Source organism: Salidesulfovibrio brasiliensis JCM 12178 (assembly GCF_001311825.1).
GTDB classification, from domain to species: domain Bacteria; phylum Desulfobacterota; class Desulfovibrionia; order Desulfovibrionales; family Desulfovibrionaceae; genus Pseudodesulfovibrio; species Pseudodesulfovibrio brasiliensis.
The window spans coordinates 1-25,660 of sequence record NZ_BBCB01000043.1; the positions used below are offsets into that span (position 1 = coordinate 1).

A 25,660-nucleotide genomic window follows, 5' to 3' on the forward strand; every position below is an offset into this window, starting at 1 on the left:
CGAACCTGTGGCCTCCAGCTCCGGAGGCTGGCGCTCTATCCAACTGAGCTAATTGCCCGCACGAGACGGGGTAACTATATCACCCCGGCAACACTGTCAAGCATAGCCCCTTGATCGCAAAAGGCAAAGCGCGAAAACGTCGTTTGCGTAGAAATCGGGCTTTTCCCCTTGATTTATATTCTAAAAAAAGTTTAGATAGGTTCCAAATATTGTCCCACAAAAGTGCGGACGCGATTCGAATAACCGGAGATTGTCATGAAATCCAGAAGAGTTGTGCTTGCCGTTACCGGCGCGAGCGGGATGCCGTACGCCGTGAGTCTGGCACGCTCTCTGGCCGAGACTCCCGGCATTGAACCCCACCTCATCATATCCCGTGCGGCGGAAAAAGTGCTCGATCTGGAGTGCTCCGAGGACATCGGGGAATGGACCAAAGGCTGCACCGTGCATGCGCCTGAGGACATCACTGCCCCGCCCGCCAGCGGATCGTGGAAGCATGACGGCATGATCGTCTGCCCCTGCTCCATGAAGACGCTGGCAACCGTAGCCAACGGCTACGGCGAAGGACTGCTGCACCGTGCTGCGGACGTGACCCTCAAGGAAGGGCGCAAGCTCGTCCTCGTTCCGAGGGAAACCCCGCTCGGCGTCATCCATCTGGAAAACATGCTTCGGGCCGCCCGGGCCGGAGCCGTTATATTACCCGCATGTCCCGGATTCTACCACGGTCCGGACAGCATGGACGCCCTTGCCGACTTCATCGCAGGCAAGGTTTTGGACCAACTGGACATCCCCCACAACCTGTACAAACGCTGGGGGACATAGGAGGACGCTGATGGAAACCACCTGGTTCGGCCATTCGAATTTCCGCATTGCCCACGAGGGGACAACCATCCTCATAGACCCGTTTTTCATCGGCAACCCGGCGGCCCCCATCTCCCACAAGGAGATCGAGGCAGTCGACCTCATCCTCGTCACCCACGACCATACGGACCACGTCGGCCAGTCTCTGGAGTTGGCGGTTCGCCACGATGCAGAAGTTGTCGCCATCTTCGATGTCATTCAGTCGCTCATCCCGCAGGGCCTGCCCGAATCACTCGGCGTGGGCATGAACATCGGCGGCACCATCGAGCGCTGCGGCGTCAAGATCAAGATGGTTCAGGCCGCCCACTCCGCCGCCAACGGCTCAGCCACAGGCTTCATTCTGACCTTCGGCGATGGGCGCTGCATCTACTACTCCGGCGATACCGGGCTGTTTGGCGACATGGCCCTCTTTGCTGAATTTCATGACATCGACACGGCCTTCCTGCCCATCGGCGACCGCTTCACCATGGGCCCGGACGAGGCAGCCTACGCATGCAGCTTGCTAAAGTGCAACAAGGTGGTCCCCATGCACTGGGGAACCTGGCCTATCCTGACCAAGAACCTTGAATCATTTGAAGCCGCGCTCACAGAACGGGCACCCGGCACCGAAATTGTCCGGGTGGAAATAGGCAAGACCGCCGAGTTCTAGTCAGCCCTCGCCTTTCGCATGTTCTCAAGCGCGTCGTGGATATCCCCAGCGCGCTTTTTCCCTATGCCGGGAAGCGCTCGAAGCTGCTCAAGGTCAGCCTCAAGCAACCCTTCGAGGCTGCCGAAGTGATCCCAAAGCATCCGGGCGGTCTTCGGGCCAACGCCCGGAATCGAACCTATCTGACTGTCCAGCACTCGCTGTTTTCTTGTCCTGCGCTGCGCTCCGATAACCAGCCGATGGACCTCATCGCGGATGCGTTGCAGGAAAAGCAACTCCGGCGAACCGGGTTTAAGCGGCAGCGGATTGACCCTGCCGGGCCGAAATATCCTATCCTCAAGCTCACCGGCCTTGCGTGAAGGACCTTTGGCTATGGAGGCGAGATTCCAGTTCACGCCGAGATCGTCCAGAACACGTTCGACTGCAGCGAGCTGACCACGCCCGCCGTCGAGCAGCACGAGGTCCGGCCACGGTGGCCCCGACTCGACTCGCCGGGCAGCCCACTCGGCCAGCGCCGCATAGTCGTCAGCGCTGCCTTCGGCCTCCGGCACCGCATAGACACGCGTATCCTCCTTGCTACGCTTGCCGTCCACAAACACCACCTGACCGACGCGCATCCCTTCTCCGCCAAGATGGGAAGCGTCAACCCCCTCTATCCGCACCGGCTCATCCGGCAGGCCGAGCGCCTTTTTCAGGAGAACGCTAACGGTCTGCTCCCGCTCCGACTCGGCCCTTGCCGCGACCTTCATGGCCAGATCGACAAGCCGCTTGTCATTGGTGCCGTATGGGAGTGAAACGCGAACACTCTTTGCGGCACGCTCGGAAAGCGCCTCGGAGAGCACGGCGGGCTCCTCGGCTCCGGGCGCGAGAATTCGTTGCGGAATAAAGCGGCCCTTGACGTAGAACTGCATAAGAAAACTCTTAAGCACTTCGGGCCCTTCATCAAGCGTCAGTCCGGGCCAGAAGAAATGTTTTTCGTCCAATAGCCGCCCTTCACGGATGAAGAGCAACCCGAGGCCGACGCCCGTAGCTGTCCCGACGAGGGCTGCCACGTCCACATCGCCGCCTTCGGGCAAGACAGCCACCTGCCGCTCAACAGTCTTATTCACTGCCTGAATCTGGTCGCGGAGCTTGGCCGCCTCCTCGAAACGCAGCTCGTTGGAAAGCTCGACCATCTTGCGTTCAAGATTTCCGACCAGTTCGCTGGTCCTGCCGGACAGAAACAACTCCACCCGTTTGACCACCTCGCGGTAGTCATCGCGGTCAACGTCCAGAACGCAGGGCCCGTAACACTGACCCATATCATAATATAGACAGGGCCGGACCCTGTTGCGAAAGGACCGGTCAGAGCATTTCCGTAACGGGAACACTTTACCGATGAGCTTCCATGTCGCCCTCGCCGCCGCGGCCGAGCTAAAGGGGCCATAGTACGTGGATCCGTCGCGCACGACTTTTCGGGTCATGACGAGGCGCGGGTAGTCGGTTTTCCTGTCGAGCTTGAAAAGCACGTACTGCTTGTCGTCCCTGAGCACGACATTATACCGGGGCCTGTGTTTCTTGATCAGGCTGGCCTCAAGTAGCAGGGCTTCTTTCTCCGAGGAGGCGAGCAAATGGTCAATGGAGCATATCTTACCCACCAGCGCCCGCGTCTTCGGCGTGAGGGAGCGATCATTTCTGAAGTACGAATATAAACGATCACGAAGACTTAACGCCTTGCCGACATAAATGATCCTTCCCTTCTCATCCTTCATCAAATAGACGCCGGGAGAGCGCGGAAAGTCATGGGGTGAAAATTTGTACCTGCAGGTCATCGAACACATGCTCCAATGATTTTTTTTCGACGGATTTTGAATACTACCTGATTCTCTAGACTTTTGCACCATGGTTTAAAGCAGAACAAATCATATTATTTCAAGCAAATAAAAACACGAGACAAACACTGAGGGCCGGTTTTTTGTACCGTAAAAAAATTTTTACCAAAGTCAAAAAAATGTGCCCCAACCCCTTGCAAGCCGCAAAAGAGTCGCGTAGAACAGACCTCAGTAATGGCATTTGCTTGGTGTTAATTGCAAAAGAAGGAAGGAAAAACTATGAAACGCTTTGTCATGATGGCTCTGCTCTGCACCTTCGTGCTGGGCCTGGCCGCCACCGCTTCCGCGGCTGACATCAAAGTGTCCGGTGACTACGCTTTCGAAGCGATCTGGACCGACAACTGGGGATTCAAAGACAACAACCAGGGCCTGGACGGCGACTTCGCCAACTCCTACCAGAGCGAAGAACAGGACTTCAACGTCTACCAGCGTCTTCGCACCAAGTTCCAGTTCATCGCCAGCGAAAACCTGAAAGGTGTTCTGTACACTGAAGTCGGCACCTCCACCTGGGGTGAAAACGAACTGTCCATCGGTGCCCACACTGGCGCTGTTGAAGTGAAGCAGGGTTACATTGATTTCAATTGGCCCGGCACCCAGGTCAACGTGAAAGTCGGTTACCAGGGCCTCGCCCTGCCCATGGCCGTGACGCACGCTTCTTCCCCGATCCTGTCTGAAGAAGTTGCTTCCGCCACCGTTTCCGGCGCTTTCACCGAAAACGTCTCCTACCTGGTCGGTTACGGCCGCGCTCTGCAGAGCAACGCCAACCAGGACCAGACCGACGTTTACTTCGCCGCTCTTCCGGTTGCTTTCGACAACATGACCCTGACCCCGTACTTCGCCTACGCGAACATGGGTGAAGAAGTTAACGCCACCAACAGCACCGCAGGAACTGGTTGGACCGCCTACGGCGCAGACAACAACACCGGCGGTACCCTTGACAACGCTTGGTGGGCTGGTCTGTCCTTCGACGCTACCTTCTTCGAAGACTTCATCACCAAGGCCGACTTCATGTACGGCCAGACCAACGCTGAAAAAGACGGCGCTGAAATGTCCGGTTGGATGGCCGGTGCCTCCGTGGCTTACACTGGCTGGAAGCAGTACGTGACCCCTGAAGTGTTCTTCGTCTACACCACTGGTGAAGACGGAAACGTGACCAAGGGTAACGGCGGTTCCGAGCGTATGCCCATCATCGCTCCTGACTGGGCTGTCGGCTCCTTCTTCTTCGGCGGCGACGCTCTGCTGAAGGGTTCTGACGGCGACCTCGCCGCTCAGATGGGCTTCTGGACTCTGGGTCTGTCCCTCAAGGACATCTCCTTCATGGAAGGCCTCAGCCACACCGTGAACGTGATGTACATCCAGGGTACCAACGATAAGGATCTTATCCGCGGCTACCAGGGTGACGAAAACTACCAGAACGTCACCTACGGCAAGACTCTGACTGAAGAAGACTCCATCTGGGAAGTCGACTTCAACTCCGAGTACAAGATCTACGACGAACTTACCGGTTACGTGCAGCTGGGTTGGCTGAACGCCGACTACGACAAGAATACTTGGGGTCCCAACACCGACGGTGGCGATGCCTACAAGCTGTCCATCGGTATGAACTACAGCTTCTAAGCTTAGCTTAGAGCTACTTACCAAGCGGTCATTACAGGGCCGGGGCTTCTGCCCCGGCCCTTCTCTTTTGTCCTGTGATACGCCATCCGGCTATCATGTCGGTCAATGCCAGGCGTCGATGCTCCACACTCTGAGGCTGTCGTACGGCACGTCAGCATTGGCTGCATACGAAAAGCCCCCGTGCGCGATCCGCACGGGGGCTTTTTAAATCATCTTTACTTAGACCGTCAGGACAGCTTCTTCTGCAATAACTGCGTGACAACACCGGGGTTGGCTTGCCCTTTGGTCTTTCGCATAACCTGCCCCATGAAGAAGCTCATGAGCTTCTTCTTGCCGCCACGGAAGGCCTCGGCTTCATCCGGGTTCTCGGTGATGACTTCATCCACCACGGCTTCGAGTGCGCCGGTGTCCGAGACCTGAACCAGACCCTTTTCCTTCACCAGCTTGGCCGGGTCTGCACCGGTCTCACAAAGCTCCGGGAAAATCTTCTTACCGATCTTCTGGGAAATGTCGCCGGAGTCGAGCAGTTTGACCAGGCCCGCAAGCTTCCGGGGAAAGCTTGCAACGGTCAGCAGTAAGTCCGTTCTCGTTAAGATATGGCAGCAGTTCGCCGATCATCCAGTTGGCAACCTTACGCGGCTTGCCACCATAGGATTCGGCGGCGGCCTCAAAGAATTCGGCAACGGCGAGTTCGGCAGTCAGAAGTTCCGCATCATCCTGTGGAAGACCAAACTCATCCAAGAACCGCTCACGCTTTTCCGTGGGCAGTTCTGGAAGTTGCCCCTGCCACTCGGCGATCATGGCGTCATCTACCTGCACCGGCACAAGGTCCGGGTCCGGGAAGTACCGGTAGTCGTGCGCCTCTTCCTTGCCGCGCATGGTAAAGGTGGCGTTCTTGTCCGGATTGTAAAGCCTCGTCTCCTGATCCACCTCTTCGCCATCCTCAATGAGGTCAATCTGGCGTTCCACCTCGTACTCGATGGCCCTTTCGACAAAGCGGAAGGAGTTGAGGTTCTTCAGCTCGCAACGAGTTCCATACTCTTCCTGACCAAAAGGCCGGATGGATACGTTGGCATCGCAGCGGAAACTCCCCTCTTCCATGTTGCCGTCGGAAATACCGAGGTAAAGAAGAATGGAACGGAGCGTCTTCAGGTAGGCAACGGCTTCCTTTGCGCTACGGATGTCCGGCTCGGAGACGATCTCCAGCAGGGGAACCGAGGTGCGGTTGAGGTCCACGAAGCTGGCATTCTCGGCAGCGGAGTGAATGTTCTTGCCCGCGTCCTCTTCCATCTGAATGCGGTTGATCCGCACATCTTTCTTCTCGCCGTCCACCTCTATGGTCAGCACACCGTTGGTGCAGATGGACTGCTCCAGCTGCGAAATCTGATATCCTTTGGGAAGGTCCGGATAGAAGTAGTTCTTGCGTTCGAACACGGACTTGTTCTGCACGGTGCAGCCGGTGGCCAGTCCGAGCTTGGCAGCATATTCGACAACCTTGGCGTTCAGCACGGGCAGAACGCCGGGCATTCCCGAACAGACCGGACAGACGTTCTCGTTTGGATCGTTACCGAACTTGGTCGAGCAGGAGCAGAACAGCTTCGACTCGGTGTTCAGCTGGGCATGGACCTCCAGCCCTATGACGGTTTCATATGCAGGCATTTCGCCTCTCCCTACTGCTTGTTCTCGTAAAGTTCGGGATTCAATTCCGGGTCGTTGTACATCTTGAACTGGAAGTAGACCTTCGGGCGCTTGCTGCCCGCTTCATACTCCTCAAGAAGCTGCATGACCGAACGGGTCAGGTCGTCGTGTTGCAGACGAATCACGGCGCACTTGCCGGTACAGCTGTCAACGTGTTTGGCATCGACGTCCTTGCGCCGGGTCTGCTCTTCCATGTGGTAGAGCTTGAGCGCCAAGATGGAGAGGCGGTCGAGCGCCATACCGATGGTTTCGGTATTGAACCGCTCTTTCCCCCCCTCGGGAAGAATGGGCATAATCATCTGCACAAGGCAGTTGTCCACCCGCTCTATCAGATCGTTTCTGAGCTGATTGAGTCCGTCAATGGCGTATTTGCAGTCCGCGATGACCTTGGCGTCCACGTCCTTGCGACGCGCACGATCTTCCACGTGCCAAAGCTGGAAGTTTGCCCAATGCTGTCTGGCGGCAAGCTCCCGCAGGCCCTCAAGACCGACCAGCTCCGGGGCCGCATCGGCATTTTCGTAAACAGGCTCGCCGAAATGCCAGTCCGTCACGGAGCGAACCTGATGATCAATGCAATCCTGAACGGATTTCCGTATCTTTTCAAATGTCACGTCAGCCATTTTTCAATGCTTCCTTGCTCACGAGAAGGTAAATGTTCGCGCGGGTCTTGATCCGGTTGGCCACGGCCTCGACCCGGTTGCCTTCTCCGATGTAGTAATCGACTCGGGCGCCTCTGATGGCGCTTCCCGTATCCTGTGCCAGTCCGATGCCGTAAACCTTTTTCCTGCCAACGGGCTCGGGCATGCCGGCGGGCAAATCCGGAATCTCGGCCTCGAAGGCCAGCACGCTGCCAAGCGGCAGCAGATTCCGGTCTGTAGCGATGGAAACCATCGGCGTCAACGGCTTGCCCATTGCCCCTTCGGGCGGCGCATCGGCAAGCCGGAAAAACACATAGCTCGGATTATGAGCCATATAGTTGTATACATACTTGGGATGTTTGCGGAAATACTCCTTAACGCACCCCTTTGAAAGACGATGCCTCGGCAGACGTCCCTTTTCATAAAGAATCCAGCCAAGACTTTTGAACCGCAGGCCGTTCTTGGCACCATAAAGGACGTTGCGAACCGATCCGTCCGGCAACCGCAAGCGACCGCACCCTTCAACCTGCAGATAGAAAATGTCCACGGGGTTTTTGGCCCACGCGACTTCCAGCCCGCGGCCTTTCAGCACGCCTTCCATGTCGATATCGCGACGGCTGTAATACCGTACCGCGCGGCCGTTTTTCAAACGGTAATAAATGGGCCTGCCGTCTTTGTTCAGCCCCCAGCGCAAATCCTTGGGCACGCCGTAAATCGGATACTTGTAGGGGCCATACGGCTTGAGGCTGGCTTCGATCTCGGGCGTGAAGTAGCCAGTCATGGTCGGCTCTGGATGCACCCCGTACCACATGAACCGCTCGCCCAGAAGCTCCGGCTCACGATCCAGACGCGGCAGTATTGTAAGCAGCTCCTCAATGCTGCGCCGGACCTGCCCCCAGGTGAGCATCATGCCATGCTTGCGAAGCGCAATGTCCTTCTGCGGCATGTTGCGGACGTATTCAAGGCTCATACGCAGCGGATTTTCCAGTCGCGCCCAGGAGTCGAGCCCCTGCGTGCGAATATCAAGCCGCGCGCTCTTGAGAATGGGCGTCCTGCCGTTCAGGGCAACGAAAGCATGTTCGTCGCCGACCTCCTTGGGGACATCACGCTGAGGAAAGCCGGTGGAACGTCGCGGATAGGTCTGCTCATCCGGCAGCGGCGCACGATCAAGCGAAGACACGCAGCCACAGAGCAGCATCGTGCAAAGAAGAACCACGGCGGTCAGGCCCCGCGGACACAAGGTGCGGACATCGCAGATTTGTTTGGTCGTCATTGTATCCCGTTAGTCACAGGCGTCGATGGCCACATCGCAGAACTTGCCCACACCGTACTCACGGCGGCGGAAGAACTTTTCCGCGCTCGGGCCGATGATCTGCAGTTCGCGATACAGCTTCTGCATATCAAGAGCGATGTGCATTTCCTTAGTACATCCGGTCGAGTAGGTGCTGTCCTTGCCGGTCCAGACCGGCGGAACCTTCTCACCCATAAGCTCGAAGCTCCTCTCTATATCCGAATGGGTCTGGAAACGCCAGACGTTGATGTACCCGCTTCTCTGGACACGCTCCCACATGTACATGAGGTCATCCGCGTCCATGCCTTCCTCAAAGTGTTCGGCCGGGTTGATGATGTAGACCTTGTCGAGCTGGTCGCGCAGATGTTCGACAAACGTGGTCATGACCTTGATGGCGGTTTGCACCTGCCCGGGGACACTGCCGATGATGCCCGAGTAGAACATCACTGTATGCCCGCTGGCCTGCGCCTGTCGCATCTCGGCGATGATCTCGTTGGCCTTTCCAACGATGTAGGCCTCGCTGAATTTCTGAACCGACTCGGGCTTTGGCTTGTAATAAATGTGAAACTTGCCCTTTTCATCGCGAAAGTAGGAAACGATATCACGGGTGAATTCGTGGCTGGTCTGGATGAGCCGTCTGTACTTGCCTTCTCCCTTGACCATGACAAGGTCGCATTCCTTCCATGCGCGTGCAAACGTGACGTTGCAGCGGTATGGGTTGAATTGCTCCCTGCTGCCGTCGGAAATGACGAGAAAATCATGCTGCCGCATGAGGTTGAGCAGCTCGTTCTTTGTCAGGCGGTCGTTACTCACGAAATGGGCGTCGGCGAGGTGTGTCGCCAGTACGCTGTCCCCCTCGGCATCCCAGAATGTCGGGGAGTCGAAGTAGAAACCTTCCTTGAGGGCAAGCACCACCTGATGCCCCAGTCGAAGCAGCGAACGGATGAGTTGAATGTCCAGAATCAGGCCACCGCTTCGTTTGGGCAGGAAGAGAATTCTGAGAGGACCGCCGCCCCGGCTGGCAACAGCCTGCGCCACGGCTTCGAATCCATCCCTGCCGCTCTGTTCCTCCAGCACGCCGCAATTATCGAGCGCATCAAGGTCAAACCCCTCGGGAGACCAGAAATCGGAAACAGAGGAAAGACGCATAAGGCGTTCGATCTCGATCATGTTGATGCGGTTGCGCAGGTCGTCTATGCGTTCGCAGCCCGGATGCGAGTCATCGCAGGTGTTGATGAGCTTGTCGAATGTCTCGCTGGCCACAATGTCCGCCGCCTTGGCGTTCAGGGTCTTGCGCAGTTCGCGAAACGGATCGTCCACACCGCTTTGACTCATGAAAATGGTGTTCAGCCGCTTCATGAGCCTCGAGGGGATCATGATCGGCGAAGCAAGCGTCATCCTGAACTTGTGCCGGGCAAGAGCGATGAGCCGTTTGCGGATATACCTGTCCGTACAGTAAGCGCGGGCGATGCGCACGAAGGTTTTCCACTGCTGAAGATACTCACTCTTCAGCTCGGCGGGCAAACCGGGCTTGAGCAGATAGAGAAACATCCAGTCCGAACACGGGGCGTAGAACTCGTGCGGCCCAAGCGCCACCATGAAACGGATCTGCTCGCGCGTGGCGTTCTTGTCAGGGTCGATGGTGTACTCGAGGTTGTTTTCGGTCATGAAATGCAGGAGCAGCCCGTCGAGCATGGCGTCCATGCCGTAGGTGATGTCCAGAACCGATTCGAAAGCGTTGAGGCGTGCCATTATCCCTCCGTCATGAAACCCTTGCGGGCAAGGCGGGCGAGATAGCCGCCGCCGTCTGCGTCCACCACCAGCAAATCCGTCTCCGAACGGAACACACGGACAATGTCTCCGGGTTCAAGCTCGAAAAAGTCCTGCCCGTCCTCGGTTATGTTCACGGGCCCGCTCTTCTCGTCCACCGCGATTTCACAAAGGCTGTCGCGAGGGATGACCACGGGTTTGAAGGAGCCGAGAAATGGGCATATCGGCACGAGCGCATACGCTGGGATATCGGGGTGCAGAAGCGGCCCTCCGGCGGAAACGCAGTAGGCCGAAGAACCATTGGGGGTGGTGACGATCAGCCCGTCCGCGCGCAGCGAGACACTGCCGCCGCCGAAATCCACCCCGAGCCGCACAAGGCGCGCCAGTATGCCCCGGCTGATGACGATGTCGTTGACTGCCATACCCTGCCTGACAATGCGTCCAGCCCGCTCCACTTCATAGCGTAGTGCCAGCCTGCCGGACGGCACCGGCCCGTTTTGCAACACAGGTTCCAAAGCCTCGGCCCAGCCTTCGGGGTCGAAGCTGGTAAGAAAACCGACACGTCCGAGATTGATGCCGAGCACCGGAACACTTGCGGAAAGGGCTTTGCGGGCAGCGGAAATGAACGTACCATCACCGCCGAGAGCAATCAGAAGATCAACTCCCTCGACATCCGCCTCCTCGTCTGCGGCAACGGACGAGACCGTGATTCCCCTAGCCTCCAACGCCTTGCTGATGACGGCGCAAAGGTCTTGGGCACGCTTGTCCTTCCGCTTGACGACACATATCACCCGTGAGATTTCTGACATGCACAATTGGTAGACAAATTACGGTCAACATTCAACCTTTGCCTTCTTTTCAGGAAGGAAAAATTCAAACATTTCCATTTTTTTCGAGCCCTACCCCTAAAGTTTTCCAGGCGCTACGCCGATAGTATCATTGTACTGGAGGAATAAACTGTGGGAAGCCCGGCGAATGTACAAAACATGTTGCGCACTTATGGCAGGCAACTGACCAGTGCAAAGCGTCTTGCGCGCTTCAGGCGGGCATTGCGTGCAGCCGGTTCCGAAGACGAAGTGGAAATCTCTCGCCGGGCAAGGCGAAAGGAACTGGTGGAAAAGATAGCAAGGGAGATCATTGAGAATCTGATCGTCAGCAATACGGACAACCCGATGGTCGTCGAGATAGTAAATGACCTTGAACGACAGACCGGAACACGGTATTTGTTCGAATACCCGCTCGACGGGAACGACGTTCGGATTTTGAAGGAAACGGAAAACGGGCCGCTGGAAGTGAGAGGCGAAGAGCGCCTCACAACCATGAAGCGGCTTTGGGACATGACAGTGGAGAAGGTCGACAGGACCATGCTCTAAACCATGTCCCGGGAGGTTACAGGCCATGCAGATCAAGAACCTTGTTGGGCAAGTAAACCCATACGACAAGAACAAGGTACAGGGTTCGGATACGCGGGCCGACGTCGGCAAGCAGACTGCCAAGCTTCTCAGCAGGCAGGCACGCAGGCCGATAAGGTTCAACTCTCGTCCGAGGCCAAGCTCAGGGGAGCGGCTTACAAGCAAGCCCTCGAATCCCCGGATGTGCGGCAGCGCAAGATTGACGAGCTCAAGGAACGGGTCCGCAACGGAACCTACAAGCCGGACATCAAGAAGGCCGCCGTGAATCTTATTCGCGACGACCTTGATCTCATTCGGTAGCGCCTTTAGCGGCGGGATGTTCAGACATTCTCGCCCTTCAGGCGGTACTGGGTGGGATATCCCGCCTCCAGTTGAGGCACCTGCATCCCCATCCTCGCTTCGGAGTTGATAATAATCGGCCCCGAAAGATTGAGGGTGGTTTCGTCTGGTTTGTCGTGCGGGATTGTCACCGTCACCACAACCGCCACCTGCCTGATATTCTCGATTTGAAGAATCTTCTTCTCAGCAGACTCAAGCTTGACGTTGTAGTCCGGCACAAAAGCGTAGGGATCAACCACCAGCAGGCCCAGCGAGGGGTCCTCAAGGCTCTGTAAAAGGATGAAAGGGCTGTCGTCCTGAATTTTCAGGAGGACATACTCCCTCTTGTCCTCAAGGCCTATCAGTCCTCTGGGAAAATAGATCACGGTATCGGGTCGATCTCCCGCTTGCCGAGACGCGTCATTATTTCTTTTTTTCTTTCCCGTGCCATATCGAAGCCGCTGCAAGCAGATCGTCATGGCTTGTTTCAAGCGCCATGCGGTTCTGCTCTTTGATCTTAAGGTATACCTCTTCCCGATAGACCGTCATGTCATCAGGAACATCCAGGCCGAGCTTGACCTGTTTGCCCTGAACGCTCAAGACCTTGAGCTTTATGTGGTCTCCAAGATGGAGGCTTTCTCCCGGTTTCCGGGTCAGTATCAGCATTGATTGAAAGTTCCGTTTCGGTTCAGGTCAATGAAACCTTGGCCTGCCGTTACTGCCGAACTACCTCAGCAGAAGCGCGATGTCCAGTACCATCCGCAACTTAGATGTACTTCGTGAGGTTGGTGTTCATGACCGTGGATGCAGTCCGGAGCACCGTCTCGTAGAGCATCTGCTTCTGGGCCAACTCGGTCATGAGATCGCCGATGTCCGCATCCTCAATGCTGCTGAGGATATCGCGCTCGTTGACGTTGAGGTTGCTGAGAATACTCTCTCCCACCTCCAGACGGTTCTGCCTGCCGCCCACGCTTGCTTCCACGTTCATGATGTGCTCATGGACCTTCTCAAGGTTGGCAAGCGACTGCTGCACGCCGGTTTGGTTGTTGGTCTCACAGAATGCGATCAGGTTGCCGATCGTCTCAAAAAGGTTCTTGGTGGTGGCGGTACTGCCCTGCTCCAGCAGAAGACCGGCCTGCCCCGCGTTGGAAAACATGGGTGAGGCGTTGGCACTTGAGAGCGGGACAATGGTGCCGCCGTTGCTGTTCTGCACGGACGGGTCCTGATAGATGCCGCCGAAGACGTCCTTGCCCACTTCATTGAGGCGGACCTGCTCGGTGGAAGAAATATCGAGGTTGATGTCCGCGGTTCTGGGCTTGATGAGGTACTGCGTGCCGGGGTCCACCTGATTGCCGCCATTGGAGTACAGGGTCAGCGTCCCTACGGGCTCGATGCTCAGTACCGCGTTGCTCGCGGTGGTGTCCGGAGAAACGGTGTGTCCGGTGCTCCACGTGATGCCGCCATCCAACGAGTAGGAGTATTCGATCTCCTCGTCGAGCGCCACGGCAGCGTCGTTGTCCACGCGGACCATCACGTTTTCCTTGCCGAACTTGCCTGCCGCCACCGGATCGATGACCGACGCGCCCGGGGAGATGGTATCAACCTGAATCAGACTGAGAGGATTGCCTCGGGCATCCAGACGGTTGGGGTCGACACGGTCATTGTCGTCGCCGACATAGCGCGCCGACTTCCTGAGCCAGAGCCAGGTCCCGTCACTGTCGTTTTCATTATTCGCATCGGTGAGCTTGACCTGCGGGGGTACGCCGTTCTTATTGTCATACTGAACGGAGGTACCGCTTTGAGGCAGACTTAACGTATAGCTGGAGCCCCCACCGGTAATGCCACCGTCATCGAGCCACGTGCGGCCTCCGTCGATGCTGTAACGCATCTGCAGGTTCGCGTCGTTCATGTCCACTACTGTTCCGGACGGACGGTTGGGATCGAAAAACTGCACCAGCACCGTGCTGTCGGCGCGACCATCAATTCGAAAATTGTTTTCCGTGTTGAAGGTGCTGTCGTTCGTGGTCATCCACATGACTTCCTTGAACGCCTTCCCGTCGGTCTTCTGACCGGCATAAATGCTCTGCCCTTCAAAGCTGGAGTTGGCCAGTCCGAGGAACTGCTCGAAGAGGCTCCGCAGCTCGTAGCTGACCTGCTCGCGGTTGTCGGCGCTCATGTGGCCGCTGGCCGCCTGCTCAGCCAATTCCTTGGTGCGGGTCAGGAGCGTGCTGACCTGCTGGAGCGTACCGTCCGAAGTGGACAGCCAGCCCTTGGCGGTGGAGATGTTCTCCTTGTACTGCTCAATGGAGCGCAGCGTGTCGCGGTGATCGAGAATGCGGATCATGCCCGTGGGGTTGTCCGAGGGCTTGACCACCTTCTTCATGTTCTGCGCGCGAATGTTCACATCCACCAGCTGGGCAAGCGAGGAGTTCATGTTACCGGTGTACCGGTTGAAAAGCATTTGCTGCGATATTCTCATTCTCTCCTCCTAAGGCGTGAGCGACAGCACGGTCTGGAGCATCTGATCCGCCGCCGTGATGAGCTTGGCCGCCGCCGTGTAGGAATGCTGGTACTTGATGAGGTTGGACATTTCCTCGTCAAGGTTCACGCCGGATACCGACTGCTGCCTGTCGTTCAAGTCCTTGGCCAGCGTCTCGGTATAGTCGCGGTTGAATTCCGCGGTCTTGGTGTCGGCACCAACGTTCCCGACCAGCCCGTTGTAATAGTCGAGCAGGCTCTGGTTGGTGGTACCTTCCATGGGCGTGAATATCTGGACGTTCACCTCTCGCAATGAATAGATGGAAACGGCCGTGCCGTTGTCACCTTCATTGGCTTCGCCCGCACCGTTCACATGACCGGATGCGAGAAAATCGATGTCGCTTGTGACCTTGTCGTTGAGTTCGATGTCCGTGGCCTCTGAGCCCTGGAAGAACGTATTCAGACCAAGGGCCGCATTGAGTCCGGCGGAATCGGCGCCGAAAGCCATCTCGTACCCGTCCCTCATGTCCACATGCAGCTTGCTGTTGACGATGGACGCGGTGGCGTAAGTGCCGAACGTGTTGTTGTAGGCGTCGGCAACGTCTTCCAGCGAGTGCTGTTCCGGGTTGAAGCCCTGCACCCCGGGAGTGGCGGTGTCAAAGTCCAGCGCGCCGTTGGAAACCATGTTTCCGGTGGTGCTGTCATAGAAATACAACATGGTGGTACCGGACTGGAGCCGCTCGTTGAACACAAGGCCCGAGGAGTCGGAACCGAGCGCCTTGCCGGTGTCGGTGACGCTGTAGGTGCCGTCGAAGGTCTTGAACTTCTCAAGCCCCGCGCCCTGACTGTGGCGACGGTTCACTTCCCAGATCATGGTTTCCGTGAGCGCGTCGAGCTTCTTGAGGTACTTGCCCACGTGCTGATCGCGGAAGTTGAACAGGCCTGCGAGTGTTCCGCCGGTAAGGCGTTCGTCGTTCATCTCGCCGTTGAACCCGGTCTGAGGGCTGATGTTGACCTTGGACGAGGTGTTTTCCACCCAGTAAAGGCCCTTCTGCGGGTTGATGATGTACTTGTCCCCGGCACGGAATTCACCGGTGGGCGTGCCGCTGGGGTTGTTTTCCTGACCGAACCAGATGTCCAGCCCTTCCACGGTGACTCGGTCATCGTATTCGCGGGCGTAAAAGACCTTCTGCACTCCGTCTTCGTCGGTCAGCCAGGTGTTGCCGCCGTCAAGTGATACACGGAAGCGTGCGGCGTCTGCATTGACGTTGCTGACGCTGCCGGAAACCGGACCGCTGTTGGAAAGAAATTCGAGCGTGTATTCGAAGTTGTCCTGTCCATCGAAAAACACTTCGCCCTCAAAGGTGGTCTGGGGGCTGAGGATCGGGTCCTTGCTCGGCGGGTTGAACTCCAGATCAAACGAACTGGCACCGTCCACGAGGGTCTGACCGGCCTTGGTGGTCACGGTCATGTTGCCGCCGCCGGAGTCGATGACGTTGATGTCCATGATTTCGGAGAGATCCCGCAAAAGGCGGTTGCGCTCGTCGTACATGGAGTTCGTGTTGTTGACGCCGGGCTGGTCGTAAATGTTGATGCTCTTGTTCAACTCGGCGATCTGGTCCATGATGCTGTTGGCGTCCGAAACCTGCTCCTCGATCATGAAGTCGATCTGCTGCTGCATGGTGGTCAGGGACTCGTCCACCTGCCGCAGGGTGCTGGCGAGGGTGGTGCCGTTGTTGACCACTGTCTGGCGCGCACCATAGTTGTCCGGGTGCTGACTGAGGTCGTTCCATGCATTCAGGTAGTTGGAGAGCGTGTCGCTCACACCGGTGCCGTTGGATTCGTTGAAAAGGGCCTCGACACCCTTGAGCTGTTCGTAAAGCGTGCCCCAGCGCGTGGAGACGGATGACTGGTCGTAGTAGAGCCGCTCGACCATATCATCGAAATGGCGAAAAACTTCCTGCGCCTTGACGCCGGTCCCGAGCTGCCCCGGAGAATAGTTGATCGAAGGGCCCTCGGTGAGACGAACTTCGCGGCGGGCGTACCCTTCGGTCTCGACGTTGGCGATGTTCTCGCCGGTAACCTGCAACTGCACCTGCGACGCAAACAGGGCCCAGCGCCCCATGTCGAGAATCTGGTTGGCACCGAACATTAGAGTCTCCCGCGAAGAATGTTACCGTGCTGAGTGGGCGGAACGTACCTGCCCCGGGCGCTGTAGGCGTCCTTCTGCTTGGGCTGAATCTCGTTGTGCATGAATTCGAGGAGTTCTCTGCTCTGATCATGCAGGGCCACAGCCAGCGCATGGTTCTTGTTGGCCTGCTGACCGCATTCCTGCTGGGTCTGGTCCATTCTGGCGACCAGCTCGAGAAGCACCGAAAAGTGCTCGGCATCCACATGGCCTTCAAGGTCGGCAACGCGCTGGGCACCGGGAACCACCCTTCCGACCATGGCTCGGAGCGAGTGTCTCTCGCTCACCATCTGGCGCAGCAGTTCCTGAATCGATATCTCGATCTGGGAAACGCCCTGCGCATTGCGAGCCGTAAGCCGGGAAAATTCTTCCATCAGCAACGCCGAGAGCAGCATCAATGCCTTGTTCTGGCGGACAAGATTTTCCTCTATGTGATGGATACCCATGCTTTCCTCCAACCGTAACTATATGAAAAAACTAACTTAGAACTCTAAATGCACCTTTGTCGTCTACTTGAGTGAAGCAAAATCCCTGCCAACGCTTCTGCCAGCTTCCTTTTCCAGCCTTCGCGCCAGCGCCTCAAGCCGGGCCTTCACGTCCATGTCGGTCATGGGCGCGGCTGCGGCAACGGTGGCATCCCCGGAGGCTTCCTGCGGAAACGAGGAGACTTCGGAAACCTGACCCGTGGGCGATGCTTCGCCGCCCTCGCCCATCCAGTCGTCGAGGGTCATGTTCTCTTCCCTGTCCATACCGGTAACGTCACGACGGTTCAGCGGGATGCCCTGACTCTCCTCGACCAGCGGCTTGATTTCAGCCTTGCCAGTGAGCGCGTTGCGGCTGGCTTCCTTGAGCTTGCTGGAGAGCTGCTCGTAGAGCATGTCGGCAAGCCCGATGCCGCCAGAGTCGGCCATCTTCTTGGAGAAGTCGTTATCGAACATGGACAGGTACTGCTCCTCCTGCTTGGAGTGCAGATAGCCTTCCTTTGGCACCGAGGAGCGCATCTGCTTCCACATCTTGCCGATGAACACGGCCTCGAAGTCCTTGCATGCTTCACGCAGCTTGGCGTCACGACTGTTCTGCGGGCTGTCGAGGCGGTCCTTGAGACCGTCCATCTTGAGCTTGAAACGGGTCAGTTCCTGCTGGCTCAGGGCTGCCTGTGCCTTGGCGTTGATACCGATGTCACTCATGCTAGATCACCTCCACCTGAGCGTGCAGCGAACCCGCAACCTTGAGTGCGCGAATAATGGAAATCAGATCGCGCGGCGCGGCTCCTATGGCATTGAGGCCATCCACCAGTTCCTGAAGGGTGGCCCCTTCCATGAGCATCAGACTGTTGTTCTGTTCGTCCACGGCCACGTCGGTTTCCGGCGTGATGACGGTCTCCCCGTCGGAGAACGGGCCGGGCTGGCTGACTTCCTGCGATTCTGCAATGACCACCTGAAGGTTGCCGTGGGCGACGGCCACCTTGGAAAGGCGCACCTCCTGCCCCAGAACCACGGTTCCGGTCTTTTCATCCACCACCACGCGAGCCTTGCCGCCGGGGTTGATGTTCATGTTTTCCAGCGAAGCCATAAGCGGAACCATATTTCCGTAGAACTGTTCGGGATTCTCATTTCCACTGTGGATATGTCACGGGCGTTGGCATAATCCCCGCCCAGTGCGCTGTTGATCCTGTTGACCACGCCCATGGTGGTGCTGAAGTCCCGCACCGTCAGGTTGATGGTCATGGTGTCCTGATTATTGAAGGCAAACGACACGGCGCGTTCGATGACGGCCCCGTTGGGGATTCGCCCCACGGTGGGGATGTTCTTCTGCGCTGTGGCCGCTTCGCCGCCGACACTGAAACCGCCGATGGTCAGGGCTCCCTGCGCCACGGCGTAGACCTTGCCGTCAAGCCCCTTCAAAGGGGTAATGAGCAGGACACCGCCGAGCAGGCTCTTGGCATCGCCCAGCGAGGAGACCGTCACGTCGAGCTGCGAACCGGGCTTGGCCGAAACGGGCATCTTGGCCGAGACCATGACCGCGGCCACGTTCTTGGGCTTCAGGGTGGACGGGTCCGCCTCCACACCCATCTTGTCCAGCATGTTGGACATGGACTGCAGGGTGAACTTGGAGTTGGAACCGTCGCCGGTTCCGGCAAGTCCGACCACAAGCCCGTAACCGACCAGCTCGTTGTCCCGCACGCCGCTGAAGCTGGCGATGTCCTTCAGCCGGGCCGCGTCCGCAGGGACGGCGGCCAGCAGAAGCATGGCGAGCATGATGCCCATCGCCAGACAGGCTGCGGTTTCCTTTCTCGTGATCTTCATGACGAGCCTCCGAATATGTCCCCTCCCCTTCACGCTAGAAGGGATAGATGTTGTCGAGAATTCTGGACAGCCAGCCGGGACGCTGCTTGTCGGTCAGGACGCCCTGCCCGAACACCTCGATCTGCGCCTCGGCGAGGTTGTTGGATGAAATGGTATTGTCCGAACTGATGTCACGCTGACGGATGAGACCGCGCACCACGAGGACCTGCGTTTCAAAGTTCACGCGAATCCTGCGCGCCCCTTCAACCTGCAGAATATTGCCTGGCAGGCGTCGGACGATGCGCGTCGCAACCGTTGCCGTGAACGAGGTCTCGTGCTCGGTTTCGCCCTCACCTTCAAAGTCGTTCTGCGTGTTGGCGCCGATGTTCAGGCCCTGACTTGCGTCCATTTCCCCCACACCGGGCAGCGAACCGATCAGGCCGGTGCTCGGCAGGGCGGTGATGCCCATGTCCGTAGTGGTGGAGCGCTTGGCAGTGGTATCGTTCTTCAGCTTGGACTTGGACGATTCCGCCACGTTGACCATGACGATGTCGCCGACCCGACGGGCGCGGTTGTCTTCATAAAGAAACTCGGCCTGATTCGGGTCGAAGAGCGAGCCGGGATTTTCCGCCGGATCCTGTTCCACGATGACGGGCGGCGTCAGAACCGGCATGGGCGCTGGCTCCGTTCTGGGAGCGCACCCCCCGGCGAAGAGCGCCAGGGCAACAAGAATGATTGCGAATTGCTTCATGACTAAATCTCCTTGCATAAACCGGTTATCTGACCATCACCTTGTCCGATGAAACAACGGTGGCGATGATTCTTCTATTGCTTTGCAAATTCTTTACCTCAACCTGCTGACCGATGCGGCCATCGTCCATGGCTTTCACCTCCAGCGTGAGCCGGACACGCTTGCCCTGATAGACAAGCTCCACCATATCTCCTCGCGACACGGCGGGCAGAGCCTCAATGCTGTCACGGGTAATGGCCTGACCTCGACCGATAGGCCGCTTTACGCGCCAGGGACCGCCCTTGCCGTCCCATGCTCTGGTCATGTAGGCGATATTCTTTCGAACAAATGTAAGCTTTTCCGGAGTGATGCGTTCACCGCGGTTCATTATCCTCGCCGCAGCGGGTACAGCCTTCCAGACGTCCACGAACACACTCGCGGCCACCTGCCGCACCACCTTTCCATCCGAGTCGATCACTTCAAGCCGCAGAGAATTGCGACCCGGCTTCACCTCTCTCGGGGAGGATACCTTGAGCTTGTCAAAGCGGCGGGGAAAAAAGATGTAATCCGGCATTGCGTAATCCCGATACACGATCTCGCCATCGTACTTGGCAATGCGCGACGTCAAAAATCCGACCATGGCCTGCTGGATATCGTTGACGAGCAGGACGTGACCACCTGTCTGGACCACCACCCGGGAGGGGATTTCGCACAGACGAACCGCATCGCCGATGTAATGCCGCAGGATGGATGTCAGCTTCTTGCGGCTGATGGCGACAGGCCGCCCCTTTCGCTTGGAAGGCTTCCAGAGCTCGGTCGCCGCGAGCCGGTCCCAACGGGCCCGGTCCACGTCGCCGACGGCAACCGCTATGTCGCCGAGCGTCACCATCTCGCCGCCGAGCACGGCCGCGGGCTTGATCCGGATTCGCCAGTCCCCCGCAGTTGCGGACGAGGCCACGGCAAGCGCCACCGCACACAGCAACGCTGCCAGCACTCCCGCAAATATGCGGGTGCCCTTTCCGACGGTCCGTTTCTTTGTGACTGCCCTGTTCATCTCGCCTCCCGGTCTTGGGGTCATGACTAACGCTTGACGTTGATTGCGGTCTGCAGCATGGCGTCAGAGGTGGTAATGGCCTTGGAGTTGATCTCAAAGGCGCGCTGGCCCACGATCAATCCGACCATTTCATCAACCATCTCGACGTTGGAACCTTCAAGGAAACCCTGCGCGAGGGTCCCGAAGTTATCGGTTCCCGGAGTGCCCTGCACCGCGTTACCGGACGCCTCGGTCTCGACGTAGACGTTCTTGCCCACGGCGTTCAGGCCGGCGGGGTTGGTAAAGCTGTAGATGGGAATGTCAGCCGAAGCGAGCTCGGCACCGCTCTTGTCGAGGGCCGCCATGTGGCCGTCCTCGCTGATGACGAGGTTTGCCGTCTCGGTGGGCACGATAAATTCGGGCTGCAACGCATACCCCTGCGCCGTGACCACGCGGCCCTCGTTGTCCAGCTTGAAGGAACCGGAGCGGGTGTAGACTTCCTGATCGTTCTGCATCACGCGAAAGAAGCCGTCGCCTTCGATGGCCACGTCCAGCGGGTTGCCGGTGTTCTTGAAGTCGCCCTGAGTGAAAAACTTGTGCACCGTCGTCGGCTTGACACCCATACCGATCTGCATGCCGGTTGGAATCCTGCCGCCGTTCTGATTGAGCGTGCCGGCGATCTTGAGGTTCTGGTACATCAGGTCCTCGAACTCGGCGCGACTCTTTTTGAATCCGGTGGTGTTGACGTTTGCGAGGTTGTTCGAGAGCACGTCGATGTGCGTCTGCTGTGCAACCATGCCTGTTGCTGCGGTCCAAAGTGAACGCATCATGATCCATATCCTCCTAAGTAGCCCTGCCGAGGGTCATAATGAGCCGACGATCGATCTGATCGGTGCTCGTGATTATCTTCTGATAGGCCTGAAACGCCCGCTGGGTCTCGATCATGTTGACCATTTCGGTCACGACCTCGACGTTGGACTTTTCCAGATAGCCCTGCTCAACGGTAACATTGTCCGGCGCCGGGATTTCCGCGGCGTCGCTGCCTTCCTTGATGCGGAAGAAATTCTGCCCCATCTTCTCCAACTCCCGCACGTTATCGACGGTCACGACGTCAATGGTCCCGACAATCTCCCCGTCGGCGCTGATCTGTCCTGACGGATCGACCGTCACCTTGCTGTTGGGCGGGATGCTGACCGGTCCGCCACCCACGAGGACCGGATAGCCCTGCGCGGTAACGAGAACGCCGTTTGTGTCGAGGGTGAAATTCCCTGCACGGGTCAACTGAGCCTCGTCACCAACCTGCGCCTTGAAGAAGCCTTCACCGGAAATGGCCAGATCCAGCGGGTTGCCGGTCTGCTGCAGGCTGCCCTGTGAAATGTCGGTATATTGCTTTGAAAGACGGGCCCGGGCTACCAGATCCGATTCGGGAAACAGCTTCTCGCCCCGGATGTACGTCTTTTCATCAACCAGATAGTCGTGGGCGAAACGCATAAAGGTATCATGGAAGGCACACTCGTCCTTCTTGTAGCCGGTCGTATTGACGTTCGCCAAATTGTTGGCGGTTGTCGCAAGCCTCATTTCATTGGACAAAGCGCCGAAAACCGCGCTGAATATGCTGTCTCTCATGGGGCGTTCCTCCTGTTCTCGCCCCTTCTTTGCAACATGCGGGCCAAGGCAAAAAAACCTTTTGGGAAACCGCTTCTGCGGACTGCTGTTGACATGTGTGTTCAATATGTATAAATGAAGTCGGTTCGAGAGCGGGTGTAGCTCAGCTGGCAGAGTACAAGCTTCCCAAGCTTGGTGTCGCGGGTTCGATTCCCGTCGCCCGCTCCAAGGCCTGGAAAGGACTCGTTGTTTTTTTCATGCAGGTGGGCCTAGGTCCGCCTTTTTTGTTTTCTTAAATCGGGACGTTAATGCGATGGTGCGCAAACGCTTTGAAGATGAACTGGACGCGATAGTCCGCCCGGAAACGGAAGGCCTCGGCTACACGCTGTGGGGCATTTCCGTATCCACAGGCGGCGGCAAGAAGAAGGTTCTGATTTTCATCGATGGCCCGGACGGGGTGACCATCGACGCCTGTGCCGAGGTCAGCAGACAGGTCGGCCTGGCTCTGGAAATGGAAGACGCCATCCCGGGCGCGTACACGCTCGAAGTGTCCTCGCCGGGGCTCGAACGCAGATTTTTCAATGTCGGCCAAATGGCCGCCTATGCGGGGCAGACCATCGACGTCAGGTTGTGGCAGGCCCGCGAAGGCAAACGCAACTATAGCGGAACACTGGCAGAGACCAATGACGACTCCTTTGTCCTTGAAACGGACAAAGGCCCCGAGACATTTCACTGGGATGACGTCAAGCAGGCCAGACTGGTGCATACTTTTTAAGGATGGCACCCTTTTCGCGGCCGCAGGAAGCGGCCGACGGACACGGAGGACCGAACAATGTCAGAGCTCAAAAAAGCCATCGACCAGATCAGCAAGGACAGGGGAATCGACAGAGACCTTCTGATCGACACGCTTGAAGAAGCGGTACGCTCCGCCGTGCATCGCAAGTACGGCGACACCATGGACATCGAAGTCACCTTTAATGAAGAGACGGGTGAAATCGAAGTTTACCAGTTCAAGGTGGTCGTGGACGAGGTGCACGACGAAATCAGCGAAATCGTCCTCGACGAAGCGCAGGAGCACGACCCCAACGTCCAGATCGACGATGAAATGGGCTTCAAGCTCGCCATTGAAGATCTCGGCCGCATCGCCGCCCAGAGCGCGAAGCAGGTCATCATCCAGCGCATGCGCGACGCTGAACAGGAAATCATTTACGAAGAGTTCAAGGACCGCAAGGGCGAGATCGTCAGCGGCATCATCCAGCGCCGCGATCGCTCCGGCTGGATCATCAACCTCGGCCGGACCGAAGCCATCCTGCCCAAGGACGAGCAGATTCCCCGTGAACGCTACAAGCGCGGCGACCGCGTACAGGCGTACATCATCGACGTACTCAAGGAATCGCGCGGCCCGCAGGTCATCGTCTCCCGCTCCCACCCCGACTACATGGTGGAACTCTTCAAGCGCGAAGTGCCTGAAGTTGCCGACGGAACCGTCAAGATCATGGGGGTTGCCCGCGATCCCGGCCTGCGCGCCAAAGTGGCGGTGTATTCCCGCGAGCGTGACGTGGATCCCGTGGGCGCATGTGTCGGCATCCGCGGCTCCCGCATCCAGAACGTGGTGCAGGAGCTGCGCGGCGAGCGCATCGACATCGTGGTCTGGAGCCCGGACATCGCCCGGTACGCCCAGCACGCGCTCTCCCCGGCCGTTATCGCCCGCATCGCGGTCTACGACGACGCCGAGGCGCTCGAAGTCATCGTGCCTGACGACCAGCTCACCCTGGCCATCGGCCGCAAGGGTCAGAACGTCAAGCTCGCCAGCCGCCTTCTGGGCTGGAAGATAGACATCTTCACCGAAACCCGTTACGCCGAGCTCAACGTTTCCCGCAAGGGGATGGACCAGATCGCCAGCGTGGCGGAAATCAGTGTGGAGAACTTCGTCTCCGCTGGGCTGGAAACCACGGAATCCGTGGTCAACGCCACGGACGAGGAGCTGCTCGAAGTCGAAGGGGTCACCGAAGAGACGATTCCCGAAATTCGCGCAGCCATCAACATGCTCGGCCTGAACAATATCGACGCAGGCAGCGACGAAACGGCGGAAGATGAGGAAGAAGAATAACAATCCGGAAAACGACGCACGACAGCACGGCCATGGGCCGGTTCGCATGTGCGTCATTTGCCGGACCCGGTTCCAGAAAGAGGAACTGAATCGATATGTTTGTCCAGGGGAATCGGCAGCGGACGGCCTGATTCCCGATCCCGGACGGAATAAACCTGGCCGGGGATTCTATGTCTGCGGCGAGCCCGCATGCCGCGATAAATTCGGCAAGGCGGCACCGGGGCTCATGAAGAAATGCAAGGGGGTTCGTACATGACGGCGACCATGAAGGTAAAGGAATTGGCAACCGAACTCGGTCTGACCAATAAAGAAGTCATGCAGCACCTCCGCGAAATCGGTGTTCAGGCCAAGAGCCAGATGACATCCGTTGAAGCGGAGGACGTGCAAAAACTCAAGGATTCGCTTTCCGGTGAAAGCAAAAGCCCTGAGGTCGTACGCCGTGAAGTGCAACCCGGAGTAATCGTCCGGCGCAGAAAGACTCGCCGCGGCAAGGCGGAAACCGCTCCTGAAAAGGACGCTCCGGCTCCGAAGCAGGAGGAGAAGAAGCAGGAAGAGGCTCCCCGGGAGAAAGAACCCGAGGCCGAAGCCCCTGCTCCCAAAAAGGAAAAGAAGGCCGCTCCCAAGAAGGAGAAGGCCGAGGAAAAGGCCCGCATCATCAAGCCCGCCAAGGTGGTGAAGACCGCTGAAGAGCAGGCCGAAGTCGAGGCCGAAAAGGTCGCTGAAGCCGAGACCAAGGCAGAAGCACCTGCCCCTGCCGAAGAAGCCCCCAAGGCTGAAAAGCCCGAACCCCGGGAAGCCGAAACCGGGAAGCCCGAAGCGAAAGAGACCGCAGACAAGTCCGAAGCGTCCGCCAAGTCCGAAGAACCCGCTCAGGCCGAAGAACCCGTGCAAGCGGAGGAAGCTCCTGTCGCGGAAGAGAAGAAGCCTGCCAAGAAGGCCGAGAAGCCCAAGGCCGACGAAGCGGATGCTGACAAGAAGAAGAAAAAACCCAAGAAGAAAGCCGAATCCAAAGTTCGGATCATTTCCATGCCCGACCCTGCGGAAGTCGCGCGCCGTGAAGCAGCCAAGGCTGCTGGCCTGACCGACGACCGCCCGCGCGGACGCTCCGGCAA

Annotated in this window: 24 protein-coding genes, 1 tRNA gene and 2 pseudogenes; 10 read left to right on the forward strand and 17 right to left on the reverse strand. The window is 57.9% G+C overall.

Translation table 11 applies throughout. The features are described 5' to 3' along the window. Positions 1 to 255 precede the first annotated feature (255 nt). Entirely contained in the window at positions 256 to 819 is a 564-nt protein-coding gene (locus JCM12178_RS10935) for a UbiX family flavin prenyltransferase (RefSeq protein ID WP_054651337.1), read from the forward strand. Between the two features lie 10 nt (positions 820 to 829). After that, positions 830 to 1,507 (forward strand): metal-dependent hydrolase, encoded by a 678-nt coding sequence (locus tag JCM12178_RS10940; RefSeq protein WP_054651339.1) that lies wholly within the window; start codon positions 830 to 832, stop codon positions 1,505 to 1,507. On the opposite strand, the gene uvrC is transcribed toward JCM12178_RS10940, so the two are convergent. Continuing rightward, the gene (gene uvrC / locus JCM12178_RS10945; protein WP_439646705.1) at positions 1,504 to 3,387 is read right to left on the reverse strand and encodes an excinuclease ABC subunit UvrC; all 1,884 of its coding nucleotides are present in this window, start codon (positions 3,385 to 3,387) and stop codon (positions 1,504 to 1,506) included. The genes JCM12178_RS10940 and uvrC overlap by 4 nt on opposite strands. A 207-nt stretch (positions 3,388 to 3,594) precedes the next feature. Between uvrC and JCM12178_RS10950 the strand changes: the two genes are divergently transcribed. Continuing rightward, on the forward strand, positions 3,595 to 4,992 hold the full coding sequence (locus tag JCM12178_RS10950) for an outer membrane homotrimeric porin (RefSeq protein ID WP_054651344.1): 1,398 nt from the start codon (positions 3,595 to 3,597) through the stop codon (positions 4,990 to 4,992). A gap of 227 nt (positions 4,993 to 5,219) precedes the next feature. On the opposite strand, the pseudogene gatB reads toward JCM12178_RS10950, so the two are convergent. The 5 genes and pseudogenes from gatB to JCM12178_RS10975 all read right to left on the reverse strand — a co-directional run bounded on the left by gatB (position 5,220) and on the right by JCM12178_RS10975 (position 11,198). Next, positions 5,220 to 6,651 (reverse strand): annotated as a pseudogene (gene gatB / locus JCM12178_RS10955) (Asp-tRNA(Asn)/Glu-tRNA(Gln) amidotransferase subunit GatB). 11 nt (positions 6,652 to 6,662) lie between these two features. Next, positions 6,663 to 7,310: a DUF4254 domain-containing protein gene (locus JCM12178_RS10960; RefSeq protein ID WP_083465877.1), complete on the reverse strand. Its 648-nt coding sequence runs from the start codon at positions 7,308 to 7,310 to the stop codon at positions 6,663 to 6,665. Next, a complete protein-coding gene (locus JCM12178_RS10965) occupies positions 7,303 to 8,601 on the reverse strand; it encodes an MltA domain-containing protein (protein ID WP_054651346.1) in 1,299 nt (432 codons plus the stop codon). Before JCM12178_RS10965 ends, JCM12178_RS10960 begins: the two co-directional genes overlap by 8 nt. A gap of 9 nt (positions 8,602 to 8,610) precedes the next feature. Then, a complete protein-coding gene (locus tag JCM12178_RS10970; protein ID WP_054651347.1) occupies positions 8,611 to 10,371 on the reverse strand; it encodes an ARMT1-like domain-containing protein in 1,761 nt (586 codons plus the stop codon). Next, positions 10,371 to 11,198: an NAD(+)/NADH kinase gene (locus tag JCM12178_RS10975; protein ID WP_083465878.1), complete on the reverse strand. Its 828-nt coding sequence runs from the start codon at positions 11,196 to 11,198 to the stop codon at positions 10,371 to 10,373. Before JCM12178_RS10975 ends, JCM12178_RS10970 begins: the two co-directional genes overlap by 1 nt. A gap of 150 nt (positions 11,199 to 11,348) precedes the next feature. Between JCM12178_RS10975 and JCM12178_RS10980 the strand changes: the two genes are divergently transcribed. Further along, positions 11,349 to 11,762 (forward strand): DVU0524 family FlgM-associated protein, encoded by a 414-nt coding sequence (locus JCM12178_RS10980; protein WP_304611209.1) that lies wholly within the window; start codon positions 11,349 to 11,351, stop codon positions 11,760 to 11,762. A 3-nt stretch (positions 11,763 to 11,765) separates the two neighbouring features. Continuing rightward, complete coding sequence (flgM, locus tag JCM12178_RS17810) at positions 11,766 to 12,101, forward strand: flagellar biosynthesis anti-sigma factor FlgM (RefSeq protein ID WP_245628732.1); 336 nt, start codon at positions 11,766 to 11,768, stop codon at positions 12,099 to 12,101. Between the two features lie 20 nt (positions 12,102 to 12,121). On the opposite strand, the gene fliW is transcribed toward flgM, so the two are convergent. From fliW to flgF, 11 genes and pseudogenes are all read right to left on the reverse strand, one after another. Next, positions 12,122 to 12,505: a flagellar assembly protein FliW gene (gene fliW / locus JCM12178_RS10985; RefSeq protein WP_369404508.1), complete on the reverse strand. Its 384-nt coding sequence runs from the start codon at positions 12,503 to 12,505 to the stop codon at positions 12,122 to 12,124. 37 nt (positions 12,506 to 12,542) lie between these two features. Next, positions 12,543 to 12,785, reverse strand: coding sequence for a carbon storage regulator CsrA (gene csrA / locus JCM12178_RS10990; RefSeq protein ID WP_054651353.1), 243 nt, complete (start codon positions 12,783 to 12,785; stop codon positions 12,543 to 12,545). 100 nt (positions 12,786 to 12,885) lie between these two features. Continuing rightward, positions 12,886 to 14,598 carry a flagellin N-terminal helical domain-containing protein gene (locus JCM12178_RS10995; RefSeq protein WP_054651355.1) on the reverse strand — a complete coding sequence of 571 codons (1,713 nt, stop codon included), beginning with the start codon at positions 14,596 to 14,598 and terminating at the stop codon, positions 12,886 to 12,888. A gap of 9 nt (positions 14,599 to 14,607) precedes the next feature. Beyond that, positions 14,608 to 16,749: a flagellar hook-associated protein FlgK gene (gene flgK, locus JCM12178_RS11000; protein ID WP_054651357.1), complete on the reverse strand. Its 2,142-nt coding sequence runs from the start codon at positions 16,747 to 16,749 to the stop codon at positions 14,608 to 14,610. Next, a complete protein-coding gene (gene flgN / locus JCM12178_RS11005; RefSeq protein WP_054651359.1) occupies positions 16,749 to 17,231 on the reverse strand; it encodes a flagellar export chaperone FlgN in 483 nt (160 codons plus the stop codon). Before flgN ends, flgK begins: the two co-directional genes overlap by 1 nt. A 63-nt stretch (positions 17,232 to 17,294) precedes the next feature. Further along, positions 17,295 to 17,972, reverse strand: a complete 678-nt coding sequence (locus JCM12178_RS11010) for a rod-binding protein (RefSeq protein ID WP_054651361.1) — start codon at positions 17,970 to 17,972, stop codon at positions 17,295 to 17,297. 1 nt (position 17,973) lies between these two features. Beyond that, positions 17,974 to 19,091, reverse strand: a pseudogene (locus JCM12178_RS11015) (flagellar basal body P-ring protein FlgI). A 34-nt stretch (positions 19,092 to 19,125) separates the two neighbouring features. Then, complete coding sequence (locus tag JCM12178_RS11020) at positions 19,126 to 19,821, reverse strand: flagellar basal body L-ring protein FlgH (RefSeq protein ID WP_054651364.1); 696 nt, start codon at positions 19,819 to 19,821, stop codon at positions 19,126 to 19,128. Between the two features lie 25 nt (positions 19,822 to 19,846). Continuing rightward, positions 19,847 to 20,854, reverse strand: coding sequence for a flagellar basal body P-ring formation chaperone FlgA (gene flgA, locus JCM12178_RS11025; protein ID WP_054651366.1), 1,008 nt, complete (start codon positions 20,852 to 20,854; stop codon positions 19,847 to 19,849). Positions 20,855 to 20,880: 26 nt separating this feature from the next. After that, positions 20,881 to 21,663 (reverse strand): flagellar basal-body rod protein FlgG, encoded by a 783-nt coding sequence (gene flgG / locus JCM12178_RS11030; RefSeq protein WP_054651368.1) that lies wholly within the window; start codon positions 21,661 to 21,663, stop codon positions 20,881 to 20,883. Between the two features lie 13 nt (positions 21,664 to 21,676). After that, positions 21,677 to 22,459 (reverse strand): flagellar basal-body rod protein FlgF, encoded by a 783-nt coding sequence (flgF, locus tag JCM12178_RS11035; protein WP_054651370.1) that lies wholly within the window; start codon positions 22,457 to 22,459, stop codon positions 21,677 to 21,679. 131 nt (positions 22,460 to 22,590) lie between these two features. On the opposite strand from flgF, the gene JCM12178_RS11040 reads away from it, so the two are divergent. The 5 genes from JCM12178_RS11040 to JCM12178_RS11055 form a co-directional block, all read left to right on the forward strand. Then, positions 22,591 to 22,666: transfer RNA gene (locus JCM12178_RS11040), tRNA-Gly, on the forward strand. 85 nt (positions 22,667 to 22,751) lie between these two features. Next, entirely contained in the window at positions 22,752 to 23,213 is a 462-nt protein-coding gene (gene rimP / locus JCM12178_RS11045; RefSeq protein WP_054651371.1) for a ribosome maturation factor RimP, read from the forward strand. Between the two features lie 57 nt (positions 23,214 to 23,270). Next, complete coding sequence (nusA, locus tag JCM12178_RS11050; protein ID WP_054651373.1) at positions 23,271 to 24,548, forward strand: transcription termination factor NusA; 1,278 nt, start codon at positions 23,271 to 23,273, stop codon at positions 24,546 to 24,548. Positions 24,549 to 24,594: 46 nt separating this feature from the next. Next, complete coding sequence (locus JCM12178_RS17815) at positions 24,595 to 24,804, forward strand: YlxR family protein (protein ID WP_369404509.1); 210 nt, start codon at positions 24,595 to 24,597, stop codon at positions 24,802 to 24,804. Then, positions 24,801 to 25,660 (forward strand): translation initiation factor IF-2 N-terminal domain-containing protein (locus JCM12178_RS11055; protein WP_172677119.1); only part of this gene is annotated, 860 nt, incomplete at its 3' end. The genes JCM12178_RS17815 and JCM12178_RS11055, both read left to right, overlap by 4 nt.